14 protein-coding genes are annotated in these 16,986 nt (G+C 58.8%); 8 read left to right on the forward strand and 6 right to left on the reverse strand.

The window, feature by feature from the left end:
* Position 1: 1 nt before the first annotated feature.
* The 3 genes from mlaD to CR254_RS17125 are packed head-to-tail and all read left to right on the forward strand — an operon-like array spanning position 2 to position 1,639.
* Entirely contained in the window at positions 2-448 is a 447-nt protein-coding gene (gene mlaD / locus CR254_RS17115; RefSeq protein ID WP_097932168.1) for an outer membrane lipid asymmetry maintenance protein MlaD, read from the forward strand.
* On the forward strand, positions 441-1,184 hold the full coding sequence (locus tag CR254_RS17120; RefSeq protein WP_219618042.1) for a class I SAM-dependent methyltransferase: 744 nt from the start codon (positions 441-443) through the stop codon (positions 1,182-1,184). Before mlaD ends, CR254_RS17120 begins: the two co-directional genes overlap by 8 nt.
* Complete coding sequence (locus CR254_RS17125; RefSeq protein ID WP_097932170.1) at positions 1,169-1,639, forward strand: DUF2155 domain-containing protein; 471 nt, start codon at positions 1,169-1,171, stop codon at positions 1,637-1,639. The genes CR254_RS17120 and CR254_RS17125 overlap by 16 nt, the downstream gene beginning before the upstream one ends.
* On the opposite strand, the gene aat is transcribed toward CR254_RS17125, so the two are convergent.
* The 5 genes from aat to CR254_RS17150 all read right to left on the reverse strand — a co-directional run bounded on the left by aat (position 1,622) and on the right by CR254_RS17150 (position 6,383).
* Positions 1,622-2,278, reverse strand: coding sequence for a leucyl/phenylalanyl-tRNA--protein transferase (gene aat / locus CR254_RS17130; RefSeq protein WP_097932172.1), 657 nt, complete (start codon positions 2,276-2,278; stop codon positions 1,622-1,624). The genes CR254_RS17125 and aat overlap by 18 nt on opposite strands.
* Positions 2,278-3,627 carry an acetyl-CoA carboxylase biotin carboxylase subunit gene (gene accC / locus CR254_RS17135; protein WP_097932174.1) on the reverse strand — a complete coding sequence of 450 codons (1,350 nt, stop codon included), beginning with the start codon at positions 3,625-3,627 and terminating at the stop codon, positions 2,278-2,280. The genes aat and accC overlap by 1 nt, the downstream gene beginning before the upstream one ends.
* Positions 3,628-3,634: 7 nt before the next feature.
* The gene (accB, locus tag CR254_RS17140; protein ID WP_097932176.1) at positions 3,635-4,129 is read right to left on the reverse strand and encodes an acetyl-CoA carboxylase biotin carboxyl carrier protein; all 495 of its coding nucleotides are present in this window, start codon (positions 4,127-4,129) and stop codon (positions 3,635-3,637) included.
* A 104-nt stretch (positions 4,130-4,233) separates the two neighbouring features.
* A complete protein-coding gene (locus tag CR254_RS17145; protein ID WP_097932178.1) occupies positions 4,234-5,052 on the reverse strand; it encodes a DsbA family protein in 819 nt (272 codons plus the stop codon).
* Positions 5,049-6,383 (reverse strand): M48 family metalloprotease, encoded by a 1,335-nt coding sequence (locus CR254_RS17150; RefSeq protein WP_097932180.1) that lies wholly within the window; start codon positions 6,381-6,383, stop codon positions 5,049-5,051. The genes CR254_RS17145 and CR254_RS17150 overlap by 4 nt, the downstream gene beginning before the upstream one ends.
* A 93-nt stretch (positions 6,384-6,476) precedes the next feature.
* On the opposite strand from CR254_RS17150, the gene CR254_RS17155 reads away from it, so the two are divergent.
* The gene (locus CR254_RS17155) at positions 6,477-7,622 is read left to right on the forward strand and encodes a pyridoxal phosphate-dependent aminotransferase (RefSeq protein WP_097932182.1); all 1,146 of its coding nucleotides are present in this window, start codon (positions 6,477-6,479) and stop codon (positions 7,620-7,622) included.
* Positions 7,623-7,669: 47 nt separating this feature from the next.
* Positions 7,670-8,254, forward strand: coding sequence for a hypothetical protein (locus tag CR254_RS17160; RefSeq protein ID WP_097932184.1), 585 nt, complete (start codon positions 7,670-7,672; stop codon positions 8,252-8,254).
* 74 nt (positions 8,255-8,328) lie between these two features.
* On the opposite strand, the gene CR254_RS17165 is transcribed toward CR254_RS17160, so the two are convergent.
* Positions 8,329-11,163, reverse strand: coding sequence for an Rne/Rng family ribonuclease (locus CR254_RS17165; protein WP_097932186.1), 2,835 nt, complete (start codon positions 11,161-11,163; stop codon positions 8,329-8,331).
* Positions 11,164-11,644: 481 nt separating this feature from the next.
* Here CR254_RS17165 and CR254_RS17170 point away from each other — a divergent pair, with 481 nt between their 5' ends.
* The 3 genes from CR254_RS17170 to prfB all read left to right on the forward strand — a co-directional run bounded on the left by CR254_RS17170 (position 11,645) and on the right by prfB (position 16,743).
* The gene (locus CR254_RS17170; RefSeq protein WP_180956059.1) at positions 11,645-12,832 is read left to right on the forward strand and encodes an N-acetylmuramoyl-L-alanine amidase family protein; all 1,188 of its coding nucleotides are present in this window, start codon (positions 11,645-11,647) and stop codon (positions 12,830-12,832) included.
* 103 nt (positions 12,833-12,935) lie between these two features.
* A complete protein-coding gene (locus tag CR254_RS17175) occupies positions 12,936-15,506 on the forward strand; it encodes a penicillin-binding protein 1A (protein ID WP_097932190.1) in 2,571 nt (856 codons plus the stop codon).
* Between the two features lie 112 nt (positions 15,507-15,618).
* Positions 15,619-16,743 carry a peptide chain release factor 2 gene (gene prfB / locus CR254_RS17180; RefSeq protein WP_097932192.1) on the forward strand — a complete coding sequence of 375 codons (1,125 nt, stop codon included), beginning with the start codon at positions 15,619-15,621 and terminating at the stop codon, positions 16,741-16,743.
* Positions 16,744-16,986 lie beyond the last annotated feature (243 nt).

Here is a 16,986-nt window from a genome sequence, read left to right on the forward strand (position 1 = left end):
TATGGCCAGCAATGTAACTGAAACGATCATCGGTGCTGTGGTGCTTGTCGCTGCGGGCGGTTTCATTGCCTATGCAGCGCAAACAACGGACCTAGGCGGTGGTGGGGATACATATACCCTAGACGCGGCGTTCAGATCGGCGTCCGGCATCGCGGCGGGAACTGACGTACGGATGTCTGGCGTCAAAATCGGCACAGTTTCGCATATGGAATTGGACCCGCAGACCTATCAGGCCGTCACAACCTTGGCGCTGAGCAGCAATATCCTCGTGCCCGAGGATTCGGATGCGAAAATCTCCGCTGATGGGTTGCTGGGCGGAAACTACGTGTCCATCACGCCGGGCGGTTCGGAATTCATGCTCGAAGCGGGCGATGAGATTTTGAATACGCAGGGTTCGGTTAGCCTGTTGGACCTCTTGATCAGCTTTGGGACCGGCGCACGTGAGTGAGGACTGGTCCGCCAGCGATTATGAGGCGAATGCCCGTTTTGTTTCCGATCTGGGCATGCCGGTCGTGCAATTGCTTGCGCCGATGCCAGGTGAGCGCATTCTCGACCTGGGCTGCGGCGATGGTGCGCTGACGGTTAAGCTGCGCGATGCAGGGGCCGATGTGCTGGGCGTTGACGGTTCACCCGATATGGTGGCCGGTGCTGTTGCGTTGGGGCTTGAGGCACAGGTTGTGGATGGCCATACGCTTGGCTTTGACGCTGAGTTCGACGCTGTTTTTTCAAACGCTGCGCTGCATTGGATGACGAGACCTGCTGATGTGATTGGCGGTGTGGCCCGTGCGCTGAAATCCGGTGGACGCTTTGTTGGTGAATTCGGTGGCATGGGAAATGTGGCCGCGATTCGCACCGCGTTGATCGCAACACTTGCGGCGGATGGCATTGATGCTGACCTGCACGACATCTGGTTTTTCCCGTCAGTGGCGGAATATTCGGAACTGCTGCGGCAGGGCGGCTTTACGGTCGAAACTTGTGAGCTGATTCCACGCCCAACGCCTGTACCGGCCGGTATGCGCGCATGGATCGAGACATTGGCTGTGCCTGTATTGGGTAAGGTTAAGGGTGATCGCGCGGCGTTTCTGGACCGTGTGACGGCACTGCTGGAACCCGCATTGCGCGATGGTCACGGTAATTGGACGGCTGATTATGTTAGGATACGGTTCTCATGCGTAAAATCCTGATTGCAGCTCTGCTCTGCACAACCGCCGCAAATGCGCAGATTGAACAGGGGATACTTGAGGATCTACAGCGCGACTTTGGCGGCAATGACGGCGTTCCTGAACGGGGTGAGATCACGTCCGAACCGGAGGCAGGCGCCGTTTTGCGGGGCTTGGATAAAATGACGGGCCGCGCGCAGGATATCACTGTGATGGTCGGCGATACCGTGACTTACGAGCGTTTGTCGATCGAGCTGGACGCTTGCCGCTCCCCCGCTGCGGGTGAGACGGCCGATGCCTTTGCTTTTCTCCAGATTCAGGATTCGCGTGAGGATGAACTGCGGTTTTCTGGCTGGATGATTGCGTCCAGCCCCGCGCTACATGCGATGGACCACCCGCGTTATGATGTCTGGGTTAAGGAATGCATCGCGTCACAGGATGATCTGAATGCGGATGGTGCGTTACCTGACAACGGGTAACGCGGCGGTGAGGGCTAGCACCTCATCAGCGGTCGCATTCAGGGGCAGCGCGTTCCAATCGGCAAGCTGCTGCATCGCGTAGTTCAGGCGCCTGTGATAGGCACTGCGGCCAATCTCAATCCCGCCCATTGTTGCCAGATGATCGGTTATAAACTGCGTATCGAGCAGTGTGAACTGCCCCGCGCGCAATCTGGCCGTTAGCCATACCAGCGCGATTTTTGAAGCATCTGGCGATGTGCTAAACATGCTTTCGCCAAAAAATGCGGAGCCTAGGCGGATACCGTACAGCCCGCCCTGTAGCTGCCCATCCTTCCAGTATTCAATCGAATGCGCCTGCTGTAGATGGTGCAACTCTACGTAAAGATTGAATATTTCATCGTTTATCCATGTCTCGTCACGGTTTGCGCAATTTTGCATGACCTGCTCAAAGGCAGTGTCTACGCGCACTTCAAATTCACCACGGCGGATGCGTTTCTTTAGGGATTTGGAGACATGCAGACGGTCTAGGGGGATAATTCCACGCCGACGGGGGTCAATCCATTGGGTATGACCCCCGCGGTGTTCAGCCATAGGAAACACGCCCGCAGCATATGCGTTGAGCAAAAGCTCGGGCGTGATTTCCGTCTCATCTCTAGGCATTAGGCCTCAAATTCGGCTTCCAGCCACTTTTCCAACCAGTGGATGTCGTAATCGCCCGTCTGCACGTCCCTCGCGGCCAGCAGATGGTCGAACAGGGGTAGCGTGGTATCGATCCCCTCAACAACAAACTCGCTCAAGGCACGGCTGAGGCGAGCCAGAGCCTCCTCACGGGTGCGGCCCTGCACGATCAGCTTTCCAATCAGGCTGTCGTAATAGGGTGGAATGCGATAGCCGGCATAAATTGCGCTATCGACCCGTACTCCCAAGCCACCCGGCGCATGGAACGCACTGATAGTGCCCGGTGAGGGGCGGAAGCTGGGCAGTTTTTCCGCGTTTATACGGCACTCAATTGCATGACCCGAGGGGACGAGGTCCTCCTGAGTAAAGCTCATCGGCAGGCCCGCAGCGACGCGGATTTGTTCCTGCACCAGATCAACGCCGTAAACGGCCTCTGTCACGGGATGTTCCACCTGCAAGCGGGTGTTCATCTCGATGAAATAGAACTCACCGTTTTCATACAGAAATTCGATGGTGCCGGCGCCGATATAATCGATCTTTGCAACCGCATCCGCACAGGTTTTACCGATGCGCGCACGCTGTTCCGCAGTGATAACGGGCGAGGGTGCTTCCTCGAATACCTTTTGGTGGCGCCGCTGTAGCGAGCAATCGCGCTCGCCCAGATGGACGGCGTTGCCCTTACCATCGCCAAAGACCTGCACTTCGATATGGCGGGGCAATTGCAGGTATTTCTCGATATAGACAACATCGTCACCGAATGCAGCCTTCGCCTCGGTCCGTGCGGATTGGAATGCGATATCGATTTCGTCAGCCGAGGCTGCAACCTTCATACCGCGTCCACCGCCGCCGGCGGCCGCCTTGACGATGACGGGATAACCCATGCCGCCCGCGATTTCGCGTGCTTCCTCAACGGTGTTTACACCACCTTCGGAGCCAGGAACGCATGGAACGCCAAGGCGTCGCATCGTTTCCTTTGCCGCGATTTTGTCGCCCATCACGTTGATATGGTCCGCAGATGGCCCAATGAAGGTGATGCCATGGTCATGGATGATCTGCGAGAAATTCGCGTTCTCGCTCAAGAATCCGTAACCGGGGTGCACAGCATCCGCGCCCGTGATTTCGCACGCGCTTATGATGTTGGGGATCGACAGATAGCTCTGCGTGCCCGGAGGAGGGCCGATACAGACGCTCTCATCTGCCATGCGCACATGCATCGCATCGCTGTCAGCGGTGGAGTGTACGGCAACCGTCTGGATGCCCATTTCCTTGCACGCGCGATGAATGCGCAGCGCAATTTCGCCCCTATTGGCGATCAGGACCTTCTTGAACATTACGACCTCACTCGATCACGACGAGGGGGGCGCCGAATTCCACTGGTTCCGAATCGCCCACGACGATGCGTGTCACCTTACCCGCGCGCGGCGAGGGGATCTGGTTCATGGTTTTCATGGCCTCAATGATCAGCAGTGTTTGCCCCTCACTGACCGTATCACCAACGGAAACAAAGGCGGGGGAGCCCGGCTCTGCTTGCAGATAGACGGTGCCAACCATTGGCGATGTTACTGCGCCCGGGTGCTGTGCCGGATCGCTGGAAACCTCGGCCGCCGCGCCGGGGGCTGCTGGTGCCGCAGCGGGTGCTGCCATTGGTGCAGCGGCTGGTGCCGCAGTAGGGGCTGCAACGACCTGCTGGATGGTCTGACGTGAAACGCGCACCTCCAGTTTATCGTCGCCACCCAAACGGCGTGAAACCTCGATCTCTGTCAGATCGCTGTCTTTAAGTAGGTCTGCCAGCGCCTTGATGAAGGCGGTGTCTGCATCATGTGTCGTACCCATGAATCCTCGCATTTTTGTGCCCGGCCAATTGGCGGGGGTCCTTCGTGGACCGTGCTTGTTCTACAATTATCTATACGGCTAAGTGACGCAGCGTGAAAGAGCGTTCAGCGCATTGTGCTGCGTGTAAGTCGAACAGCCTCGGCCATCTGATCGGCAGGTAGGTAACCCCGTATGAATGTGTCGCCCAGAACAAAGGTCGGCGTTCCGGTAATCTGCAATTGTTCAGCTAGGGCCCGATTTTGGGCGATCTGTGCGTCAATTTCGCGACTATCCATGTTGGCGCGCATCGCGGCAACATCAGCGCCGGAGCGTTCAGCCAGACGATCAATCATCTCGTCATTCAGCTGACCGGGGAAGCTCATCATCTGGTCGTTGAAGACCTCGTAAATCTCCTCACCCTGCTCCGCCAGCACGGACAGCGCCGCGCGGGTCGCCGTTTCGCTGACGGGGCCAAGAATTGGCAGTTCCTTAACGATCAGGCGAATATTGCCGTCGCTGGACAATAGGGCGGCAACTTCATCATGGGCGCGCTTACAGAATGTGCACTGATAGTCGAGGAACTCGACCAAGGTTACGTCGCCATCAGGATTACCACCAACAAACGAGTATCCGTCGTTCAGCAGGACATCATTTGTTTCGCGCAGCATTTGCTGCTCTGCTAATTGGGCGTTTGCGGTGCGCTGCGCCTCAAGCACGTCGATAACTTCGACGATGATGTCCGGGTTCTCCAGCAGATAACGCCGCATTTCCGCCTGTAGGGTCTCGCGGTCAATGTCGCCTAGCGCGCCGTCAACGGGTGGCGCGGGCAGATCAGCGGCAACAACCGGTTCCTCGATCGAGGCGGACAGCGTCGCTATATTCAGGCCAAGGGCGGTCACGGCCACAGCGCCAATAGCACCGATCATCAGGTTCGTTCGGGTCATCCGCGGCGACGCTCCTCAATTTGTTCCAATGTACTCAACAATTCATTTGCCCTTATCCAATTGGGCGAGCCATTCGGCAACCCGTCACGCGCAATCACTGCAAAGCGGGTTGCGTCAGATACTGATCCGCCTAGGGCATATCGCTCGGCGGTAAATAATGCGGCCAAGGCGTCATTTCCTGCGCGGGCATGTGCTTCAGCCAAGGCGCGCAGCGATACAGGCGTGCCAACAATCGAATCGCGCGCTTGGGACAGGTGCTGCAATGCCTCGCGGTTCGCATCGGGCGTATTGACCGATAGCAGCGCCTGACCCAGACCCGCACGTACCAGTGCGGCATTCGGGGCAAGGCTAAGCGCTTGCCGATAGGGGGCAACCGCCTCAACCGCCTGACCATTCTCAAACAGGAACTGCCCCTTTAGCTCATAGAGCCATGGGTTGCGTGGCTCCAACGCGATGGCGGCGTCAATCTCCGCAATTGCATCGCTGGGCGCAGGTAAGCGGTGCAGCGCAATGGCCCGTTGAATTCGCGCAGGCATATCGGTGCGCCCCTGTACGCGGTTCAATGCGGATTGTGGTGAGCGGCTGAACCCCTCAAATTTGGCCTGCATCCGCTCATACGCATCCTGCAAATCAGGGTCCACAGGCGTACCGCGCAGCGAGGAATTCTCTGCCTGTCGCTCCAATAAATCCAAGCGGGCCGAGCTGAGCGGATGGGTCAGCGCATATGGATCAATCTGGGCAGTGGACAGCAATTCCTGCCCGCGAAACAGGTCCAGAGTGTCAATCGCGGCCACGGGATCAATGCCCGCCCGCTGCAAAATTCGAACCGAGCTTTGATCCGCGCTCGATTCCTGATCTCGTGAATAGGCGAGCAAGCTGGCCTGTGCCGCCCCCGATGCCCCGCGCGCGATAAAAACGCCTGCCTCCGGCGCGCCAGCGGCGGCGGTTAGCAGCCCTAATAACACACCCGCAACGGAAGCGCGCGAATTCAACTCCGCCTCAACCGACCGTTGCGCAATATGTCCCGATACAATGTGGCCGATCTCATGGGCCATGACGGCCTGCAACATATCGGGGCGATCCAATCGTTGGATCAGGCCCGAATGGATAAACATCCGCCCGCCGGAAATGACAAAGGCGTTCATCTCGCGGTTATTCACGATGTAGATATCAACGCTGTCGCGCGGCAAGCCAGCAGCGGCAACCAGCGGTGCGACCATGCGGTCCAGCGTCTGCTCTATCTCTGCGTCGCGGATCAGGTTTTGGGCACTTACGGGAAGTGCGCAGATAACCACGGCCACGGTCGCTAGGATTGTATGCTTGAAGCTCACCCCATTCTCCTACAATTGCCGCGGCAAGGCTTGACCCTCACCACCGCGCCCGCGACAACCTGCAGGCAGTTTTAAAAAGGGTAGGGGCCACAGATGCGGACATCAAGGCGCAGCGCTGTCGATAGTTTCATTGTGATGGACGTGATGGAGGCCGCTCGGGCAGCGGAGGTCGCCGGTCAGGACGTTATTCACATGGAGGTCGGCCAACCCGGAACCCCCGCGCCAAAGCTGGCCCGCGATGGTTTGGCCCGTGCGATGGAGGAAGGCCCGATGGGTTATACCGTCGCATTGGGCCTGCCCGCATTGCGCGAACGGATCGCCCGCCATTACGGAGAGGTTTACGGCGTCGATGTTGCGCCCTCACGCATTGTGGTCACGTCTGGTTCCTCTGCCGGTTTTATCCTGAGCTTTCTGACATTGTTCGATGCTGGTGATCGTGTGGGCATCGCCGATCCGGGCTATCCCAGCTATCGCAACATCCTGGGGGCATTGGATTTGCAGGTGGAGCGGATCGAGGGCACCGTCGCAAACAGGTTTCAACCCACCGTTGCTAACATAAACAGCGGGTTGGACGGCTTACTAATCGCCAGCCCTGCTAATCCGACCGGTTCGATGCTGGATCGTGATGCGCTTGGCGCACTGGTGGATGCTTGCGTGGCCTCAGATGTGGCCTTGATCTCGGACGAGATTTACCACGGCATTGAATATGAAGGGCGGGCGATCACCGCGTTGGAACTGACGGATGAGGTATTCGTCATCAACTCCTTCTCGAAATACTTCTCGATGACTGGTTGGCGTATCGGCTGGATGGTTGTGCCGGAAAGCCATGTGCGCGTGTTGGAGCGCCTCGCGCAAAACCTGTTCATTTGTCCATCTCATGCCAGCCAGATCACGGCTTTACATGCTATGGATGCAGGGCAGGAGCTGAGCGCAAATGCTGAGGTTTATCAGATCAACCGTCAGGTTTTGCTCGACGCACTGCCCGCCGCAGGCTTGCGTGATATCGCGCCACCGGATGGCGCATTCTATATTTACGCGAATATTGCGCATACCGGCGTGGACAGCCGCACCTTCACAGCGAAGCTGCTGGCGGAGGAGGGCGTGGCCGCAACCCCGGGGCTCGATTTTGATCCGGTGCGGGGGCACGAAACCGTCCGCTTTTCCTATGCCGGCCCGCGTGAGGCAATTGCCGAGGGCGCAGTACGCATCACCCGTTTCATGAAGCAATTCGACAGCTGAATTCGTTGGGGCTTGCATGGGCCGGGGTTTCGCGCAAACCTCGGCCTATGAAACCAGGTATTGGCCACAATAAGCCCCCCGAAAGCGCAACCGGCTGGACGCGCCATTGCTGGACCCGTGCACGCGCGGATTTGGTAGGCGAGCGTTTGCCCATCGATATGCTGCGTGTCCGCATGGCACGCGCGCGTCAATTGGGGCTTAGCTTCCCGCAATATCGCTCGATCCTGTTGGGTGGCGGGCGCGATGTCACGGCCTTCCTGTTCACGGTTGAGGGGCTGCATTTGCGCCTGCAACGCGAGCTGTCGATGCCCGATCCTGTGCGCTCGAAACTGGCTGAGGTGTCTAATTGCGGGTTAATGGCCTTCGCACCCTCGGGCGAGGTTCCCGAGCAATTCCGGCAAGAGGTCAGCGAAGTTTCAGGCGTTCGCTTTACCGCCGCTGGGGCCGAGCCAGAGCAATCCGCAGGGTGGCGTGCATCGCGTGACGCGGTTCACAACCTGCTACGGTCCGAGGGGCTGGCCGCGCAGACAGTCGTTATGATTGGAAACAGTGCGCGTGAAACCGGTTGGGCAGATGCGGCGCAATTGGTGAAGTTCATCCCGCGCGCAGAATATTTCCCGGTCGAAGCATAGGCCCGAATATCTTAACCGCTTAATGCAAAAGCCCCCGACGAGGTGTCGGGGGCTTTTGTTTTTCTAGCGTGGGATCAGCTGCCGATCGTGCGAGCCCACCAGCCACGCCGCTTTGGACGATCATCGTCAGATTTCGTTTCCGCCGTTTCCTCTGCTGCGAGTTCCTCTGCTGCTGGCTCCGAGGCTACAGGGGTTTCCACGACCTCAGATTTTACGGGCTCAGGCTCAACCGGAGCAGTGCTTTCAGCAGGGGCCACTTCGGCTGGTGCTTCTGCCGCAGCAGCTGCCGTAACTTCTGCCTCAACCGCAGTGGGTTCCGTCACTGGCGCGGCGGGCTCCTCGGCCACAGGTTCGGCTACTGCTTCGGGTGTAGGGGCCTCAACTACTACTTCAGCCTCAACCGGCTTCTTGCGTGCGCGCGAACGGCGAGGTTTTGGCGCGGGCTTTTCCGCAGGGGCTTCCTCAGCAACCGGAGCCTCTACGGTTTCAGTAGTCGCTTCCTCAACCGGTGCTTCTACTGCATCCGCCTCATCCGTGGCGGGTTTTGCTGGCTTACGGGTGCGCGTGCGAGAGCGGGATCGCGTTTTCTTTGGAGCAGCATCATCCGCCGCAGGTTCCTCGGCGGTTGCTGCGTCACCGGAAGCCGCTTCGGTGGTTTCTGTGCTCTCACCGTTTTCGCCATCGCTCTCACCGTCGCGACCGCGACCGCCACGCCGCCGCCGCCGGCGCTTTTTCTTCTTGGGCTGATCATCGGCCTCAACCTCGGGACGAGGGGTTTCCTCCTCGATCTCCTCGGCTTCCTCGATGTAATCCTCCTCCAGATCGAGGCCATCCATCTGGATAACACCGGCCATCGGATCCGCGGTCACAACACGGCTGGAGGTTTTGAAACGTTCAACCTTGAATTCAGGGCTGATCAGGTGCGGATCGCCATTGATCTGGATCGCGATGCCGTAGCGGGTTTCGATCAGTGCAATGTGCTCGCGCTTGGAGTTCAGCAGGTAGTTCGCCACGTCCACAGGGGCCGTCAGGACGATTTCCTTGCAGCGCTGGCGAACGCCTTCCTCCTCCAACTCGCGGATGATCGACAGGCCGAGGCTGTCATTCGAGCGGACCAAACCAGTGCCGTGGCAATGTGGGCATGCCTGCGTGGAAGCCTCAAGCATACCGGGGCGCAGACGCTGACGCGACATTTCCATCAGGCCAAAGGAGGAGATGCGGCCAACCTGAATGCGTGCCCGATCAGGCTTCAACGCATCCTTCATCCGCTTTTCAACGGCGGCATTGTTGCGACGCTCATCCATGTCGATGAAGTCGATGACGATCAGGCCTGCAAGGTCGCGCAGGCGTAACTGGCGTGCAACCTCGTCCGCTGCCTCAAGGTTCGTCTTGAGCGCAGTATCCTCGATTGAGCCTTCCTTGGTGGAACGTCCGGAGTTTACGTCAACCGCCACCAATGCCTCGGTGATGCCGATAACCAGATAGCCGCCGGATTTCAGCTGTACTGTCGGGTTGAACATCTGGCCCAGATAGCTTTCGACCTGAAAGCGGCCAAACAGGCTGACTGGGTCCTGATACAGCTTCACGTTTTTGGCGTGGCTTGGCATCAGCATCCGCATGTATTCCTTGGCCTCGCGGTAGCCATCGGCGCCCTCAACGAAAATCTCGTCGATGTCGCGGGAATACAGATCGCGGATGGACCGTTTGATCAGCGAGCCTTCCTCATAGATCGGCTGCGGGGCAATGGACTTCATCGTCAGGTCGCGGATTTGCTGCCACTGACGGATCAGATATTCGTAGTCGCGCTTGATTTCCGTGCGCGTGCGCTTGGCGCCTGCGGTGCGGATGATCAGGCCAGCGCCTTTGGGCACCTCAATCTCGCTCGCGATATCCTTGAGCTTTTTGCGGTCCACAGCGTTTGTGATCTTGCGCGAGATGCCGCCACCGCGCGCGGTGTTTGGCATCAGAACGCAGTAACGGCCAGCCAGCGACAGGTAGGTGGTCAGGGCTGCGCCCTTGTTGCCGCGCTCCTCCTTCACAACCTGAATCAGCATGATCTGGCGGACTTTTACGACCTCTTGGATTTTGTAGCGGCGTGCCTTGGGGCGGCGGCGGCGCTGTTCGGCGCGCACTTCCTCAGCATCATCGGATGCGCCTGCTTCGGTCGCGGCCTCCGGTGCGGGGCTGTCGGCTTCGTCTGCGGCGGGCTTACCCTCTGGTGTTTCTACCAGATCGGCGCTTTCATCTAAGCCGGACGTTTCGTCAACAACGGCTTCCTCGGTCGCGGCAACGGCGACTTCTTCAGTGGGGGCCGCTTCTGACTCAGGCTGTGCGGGTGCTTCAACGGCTGGCTCGGCTGAGGCTTCAACGGTGGCTTCACCTTCGGCAACAGCTTCAACAGGCGGGGTTTCCTCGGCAGCGGGCTGTGCTTCAGGTGTTGGCTCAACAGCCTGCGCAGCATCAGTGGCTTCGGGCTGTGCGTCAGCCTCAACCGGTGCTGTCACCGTCTCATCCGTGGGTGCGCCATCCTTGGCCGCAGCAGAGCGGGAGCGGCTGCGCGAACGGCCACGACGTGGTTTTGGCTGCGCTTCTTCTTCTTCCTCGGCGCGACGTGCTTCCTCCTCGGCTTCCTGCTCTGCGATCAGGGCCTCACGGTCAGCAACGGGGATTTGGTAATAGTCGGGGTGGATTTCCGAGAAGGCAAGGAAACCATGACGGTTCCCGCCGTAATCGACAAAGGCCGCCTGTAGCGATGGTTCAACACGCGTGATCTTCGCGAGGTAGATATTACCAGAGAGCTGGCGCTTGTTTAGGCTCTCAAAATCGAATTCTTCGACCTTGTTCCCATCGACGACGACAACCCGTGTCTCCTCGGAGTGGGTGGCATCGATAAGCATTTTCTTGGGCATTGGGTATCTGCAACACGCCACAGGCCGCCCCGGATCTGGTCCGGGTGGTGCGGTGGCGCACTTTCTGTGTGAAGGGCGATGCGGTGCAGGCATGCGGGGATGCGCGGGGTTTCACCGTGCGATCTGTAAATTGCCGTTGCCTGTACGCGTTTCATCGCGGTTTTTCGTCCTGAGCCATCTGCGAAATCGCGATGTGGCCCTGTTGTGGCCGGGATTTCCGGCATCTTCGGGGCGGCGCAAGCGCCAGTCGCGGGCGTTCCACGGGCCTGAAATCCTTGGCTATTAGTGCAAAGCGATCTCTGTCGGCGGGTGTCGTTCGGCGACGAATTCAAACTCGGCGAAGGCGCTAATCTCGCAATCGCATATATTGATATAGGAGCAGTTGCGCGGGAATTACAATTTGTTTTTGCGTCAAGCTGATAGCGGGTGGTAGTCTGGCGTCATGACAACCGCGGTTCACGCGGGATTTAGGGGCAGTATGATGCAGTTGCTATTCCGGTTTCTACGCCTGCTTGGCGTGGCGGCGTTGCTATGCGCGTGGGGGCAGGGCGCGATGGCTGATGTCGCGCTGCGCTCGATCCACAGTGAGACACGCGGATGGCTGGGCCGCACGACCACCGTCACGATTGATCTGGACGACAGGGTGCCATTTAGCATCTCCACGCCTGAGGATGGGCAGATTGCCATCGCGCTGACCGGCGTGGATGGCAGCATTCGCCCCAGTTTTCAGGCCGGAACGGTTATTTCACGGTTTGAGCTAACCGACACGGTTGAGGGCGGCACTCTGACCCTGCGTGGCCTGCGTGAGTTGGAATTACAAAGCGCTGCAATCACTCAGTTACCCAATGGGGCCGCGCAATTGGTGCTGTCCCTTGCGGCCGGTGCGCGGGTTTCGCAGCCTGCGCTCAACGTGGTTGAGGAGGGGCATCTTGCCTTACCGCTGGTGGTTCTGGACCCCGGTCATGGTGGCATCGACCCCGGTGCCGTGCGTGAGGATATTTCCGAGAAAGACATCGCGCTGGCCTTCGGGTTGGAACTGCGCGATGCCCTGATCGGAAGCGGGCGGTACGATGTGCAAATGACGCGCAGCACCGACGAGTTTATCACTCTGCGCGACCGCGTTCGGTTCGCGCGCGATGCGGATGCGGCGGTCTTTGTTTCGCTGCATGCAAATACTGTGACGCGGGGCAATGCATCCGGCACAGCGATCTACACCCTGTCCGATGGGGCAAGCTCGGCGGAGGCAGCAGCCTTGGCCGAGTTGGAGAACCGTGCCGACACGCTGGGTGGGGTTGATCTGGGGGTTGAGGATGACGATCTGGCGCTATTGCTGACCGATATGGCGCAGCGTGAAACCAATGCCCGATCCACCATGCTGGCCCGCGCCACGGTTGAGGCGATGCGCCATGCGGTCGGCGTCATTCGCACAAACCCGCACCGCTCTGCCGGATTTCGTGTGCTCAAGGCACCTGACATCCCCTCGATGTTGATCGAGCTGGGATTTCTATCTGACGCAACGGATCGCATAAACATGATGTCGCCCCGCTGGCGGGCCCATGCGGCGCAGGGTATTCTGGCCGCCCTGGATGACTGGGTGGAACGTGATCGGGTGCTCTCTGCGCGCAGTCCGGTTGTGGCAGGCCCGACGGCAATTGCTGCCGGGGAATAGGCGCGTCGCACCTGACTTTATGCAAATCGAGTGCTATGTGACGGCGTAGAGGCGAACGCGCCCGCATGGGATTGCGTTGTGAGGTAAGGGCAAAGGTCCACGAATGATCTATATTATGCGTTTTTTGGGCTGGATTTTCAGCGCATTGGTTATCGGCCTGTTTTTCGGTGTTATCACCGTGGGCGCAGTGGTCTGGTCCTATTCGGCGGACCTGCCTGATATTGATGAACTTGCCAGCTATGAGCCGACAACCCTGACACGGGTGTACAGCCAAGAGGGCGCGCTGATTGACGAATTCCTGCGGGAACGTCGGGTCTTTGTGCCGATTGACGAGGTGCCCGATCTGGTCATTCAGGCCTTTATCTCCGCCGAAGATAAAACCTTTTATTCTCATCCCGGATTTGATGCGCGCGGTATTCTGTCGGCTGTAATCGATGCAGCACAGGGCGGGCGCCTGCGCGGTGCGTCCACAATCACACAGCAGGTGGTAAAAAACTTCCTGCTGGACGGTGATCGTGAGATTGAGCGTAAAATCCGCGAAATCATCCTCGCCACACGGTTGGAACGGGTGCTGAGCAAGGATCAAATCCTTGAGCTTTACCTGAACGAAATTTTCCTCGGTCAAAACAGCTACGGCATTGTCGCGGCGGCGAATAACTATTTCGGCAAAACGCTGGAGGAGTTGACCCCGCAGGAGGCAGCCTACCTCGCATCCTTGCCCAAGGCGCCATCGGATCGCCATCCGGTCGATGACGTGGAGGTCGCAACCTTCTGGCGGAACAACACGCTGCGCGAAATGGGTGAGAACGGCTATCTGACGGCTGAGCAAGTGACGGAGGCGCAAAACGCGCCGATCCTCTCGGTTCAGGGTGGTGATTACGAACCACTTTCGCAGCAACTACCCGGTCGTGATTACTTCACCGAGGAAATCCGCCGTCGTGTTTCCCAACAGCTTGGCGCGGATCGGGTGCTGACGGGTGGCTTGACCATTCGCGCAACGATTGAGCCTGAATTGCAGCTCGCCGCCGCCACTGCCCTGCGCACAGCATTGGTTCGCTACGATATGGATCGTGGCGGCTATCGTGGCCCGCTAGGCAATCTGGATACCGAAGAAGTCGATTTGACGGATGAGGACGCATGGCGTTCCGCATTGCGTCGCACGCGCGGTGTGCGTGACGTTCCCGATTGGCACATGGCCGTTGTTCTTGAGATGAGCGGCAATGGCGCGCGTATCGGGATCGAGGATAAGCCCGAGGATATCGCCGATGATGAGCAGGGTAACACCCTGTTCGTGCGCGATTTCCAATGGGCGCGTCCACGGCTGGAGGGGACCAGCGTTGGGTCCGCACCATCCTCGCCATCGGATTTGTTTGAGGTGGGCGACGTTATCCTCGTGACTGCTGGGCGTAATGATGAGGGGACCTTCACCAACTGGAACCTGCGCCAAGTGCCCGAGGTGCAGGGTGGCTTTATGGTCATGGATCACCGCACGGGCCGGACCTTGGCCCTACAGGGTGGGTTCTCCTATGACGCATCCAGCTTTAACCGCGCAACGCAGGCCACGCGCCAGCCCGGATCAGCGTTCAAGCCATTCGTCTACGCGGCCGCGTTGGATCAGGGCTACACCCCGAACTCTATCATTCTGGACGCGCCATTCGTGCTGAACCAGCCGGGACAGCCACCGTGGACGCCGAAAAACTATTCCGGTGTGAACAGTTTCAACGGCCCGACATTGATGCGGGTGGGCTTGGAGCGATCCTTGAACCTGATGACAGTACGAATCGCGGATACGATTGGTATGGATGTGGTCGCGGATTATGCCGAAAGCTTCGGTATCTATGATGATATGCAGGAGTTTCTGCCGATCAGTCTGGGCGCGCAGGAAACCACCCTGTTCCGGCTGATCTCCGCCTATGCGATGTTTGCGAATGGCGGACAGCGTGTGGAGCCGACGCTGGTTGACCGTATTCAGGACCGTCGCGGCAACACAATCTATCGCCATGATCAGCGCGGATGCGTGGGGTGTGAGGATGCTGCATTTACCGATCAACCTGAGCCGTTCATCTATTCCACCGCAGAACGCACGATGAGCCGCGTGACGGCTTTCCGTCTGATTACCATGCTAGAGGGCGTGGTTGATCGCGGTACAGGTGCATCGCTGGCAGGGCTGCCCGTTCCATTGGCAGGTAAGACCGGCACGACCAATGATAGTAAGGATGCATGGTTCGTGGGCTTTACCCCGAACATCGTTGCGGGGTGCTATATCGGGTTCGACAATCCGCGCTCCTTGGGGCGTGGTGGTACCGGTGGTGGACTATGTGCGCCGGTCTTTGGTCAGTTCATGGAGGAATACCTGCGTCTGCGTCCCGCAGCACCGGGGGACTTCCAGCCGCCTGAGGGTACGGTCTTTGCGTCAGTCGATCGCTCAACCGGACAACGGGTTGCTGCGGGTTCAGCCAATTCGGTGTTGGAGCTGTTTGACGCCGATAATGTGCCTGCAATCGGAGCAGCGCCTGAGACAATCGGTGCCGCAAATTACGACCTATCCGACTTGCCCGACACGGTTGCGCCCGCACCGGTTACGGATGGCACAAACGGTGAGGGTGGTGGCGTTGCTCCACCGCCGCCGCCACCTGCTGACCTTGATGATCTAGGGGGCGGCGGCCTCTACTGATGTGGGGGGCAGGGTCGCACCCCTTTGACCTTGCCCCGCAGCATCGTTATCTATCCGCCACCACGAATGCAGCACGGGACCAATCCGTGCCCCGAATGATAGGACCGGACCCATGCGCGCCGAAATCGCAACCCTCGCTGCCGAAATTGAGAAGAGCGTCGCACTGCTCAGCCAGCGTTTGGGGGAAACCGCCGCCTATCGCCTCGAAGAACTGAACGCTATGTCCGAGGATCCCGATCTGTGGAGCGATCCCGCAAAGGCGCAAAAGCTGATGCGTGAGCGGCAATTGCTATCCGATTCCATCGATACCCGTGATGGATTGGCGCAGGAGCTTGCCGACAACCTCGAACTGATCGAAATGGGTGAGGCGGAGGACGACGCAGACGTCGTGGCCGAGGCTGAAACCGCGATCAAGAACCTGCGCGATGTCGCGGGTAAGAAAGAGCTGGAGGCATTGCTGGACGGTGAGGCCGACGGCAACGACACCTTTATCGAGATCAACTCCGGCGCTGGCGGTACGGAAAGCTGCGACTGGGCCTCGATGTTGGCGCGCATGTATGTCCGCTGGGCGGAAAAGCGTGGCTACAAGGTTGAGCTGCAATCCGAAAGCGCGGGCGAGGAAGCGGGCATCAAGTCTGCATCCTATAAAATCAGCGGCCAAAACGCCTATGGCTGGCTAAAGGGGGAAAGCGGCGTGCACCGTCTGGTCCGGATTTCTCCATACGATTCTGCGGCGCGGCGCCATACCTCGTTCAGCTCCGTCTGGGTCTATCCTGTGGTGGACGACGCGATCGAGATTGAGGTGAACCCCTCTGAAATCCGCATCGATACCTACCGGTCATCCGGTGCAGGTGGTCAGCACGTCAACACCACCGATTCCGCGGTGCGGATCACCCACTTGCCCACCAATATCGTTGTGACCTCGTCTGAGAAGTCCCAGCACCAGAACCGCGACATTGCGATGAAGGCGTTGAAATCGCGCCTGTACCAGATGGAGCTGGACCGCCGGAATGCCGCCATCAACGAGGCACATGAGGCAAAAGGCGATGCGGGTTGGGGCAACCAGATCCGCTCCTACGTTTTGCAGCCCTACCAGATGGTAAAGGATCTGCGGACCAGTGTTGAGACTTCTGACAGTCAGGGTGTTCTGGACGGCAACCTTGATGCGTTTATGGCTGCGACCCTTGCCCAAGGCGCAACCGGTAAGAGCCGCGCAGAGGCGAACGCGGACGATTGACCGCTATACACGGTAAAACCACAAAGGCCCGCTACAGCGAAACTGTAGCGGGCCTTTGTGGTTTTGGAACAGCGTGTTCGCGGTCACGATAAACCTACTGGTGAGAGCGGTGTCTCATCCACGTCATCATGTCAGATTAATATGCCAAAGTGGCGGAGGCGGTGAAAGCGCGAGATCGGCTTCGTCTGCCCCCAACTGCCGTCAGCCGAATCCTTTTAACCATAGGAATTCATATAATTTATT

Source organism: Pontivivens marinum (assembly GCF_900231835.1).
Taxonomy (GTDB): Bacteria; Pseudomonadota; Alphaproteobacteria; order Rhodobacterales; family Rhodobacteraceae; genus Pontivivens; species Pontivivens marinum.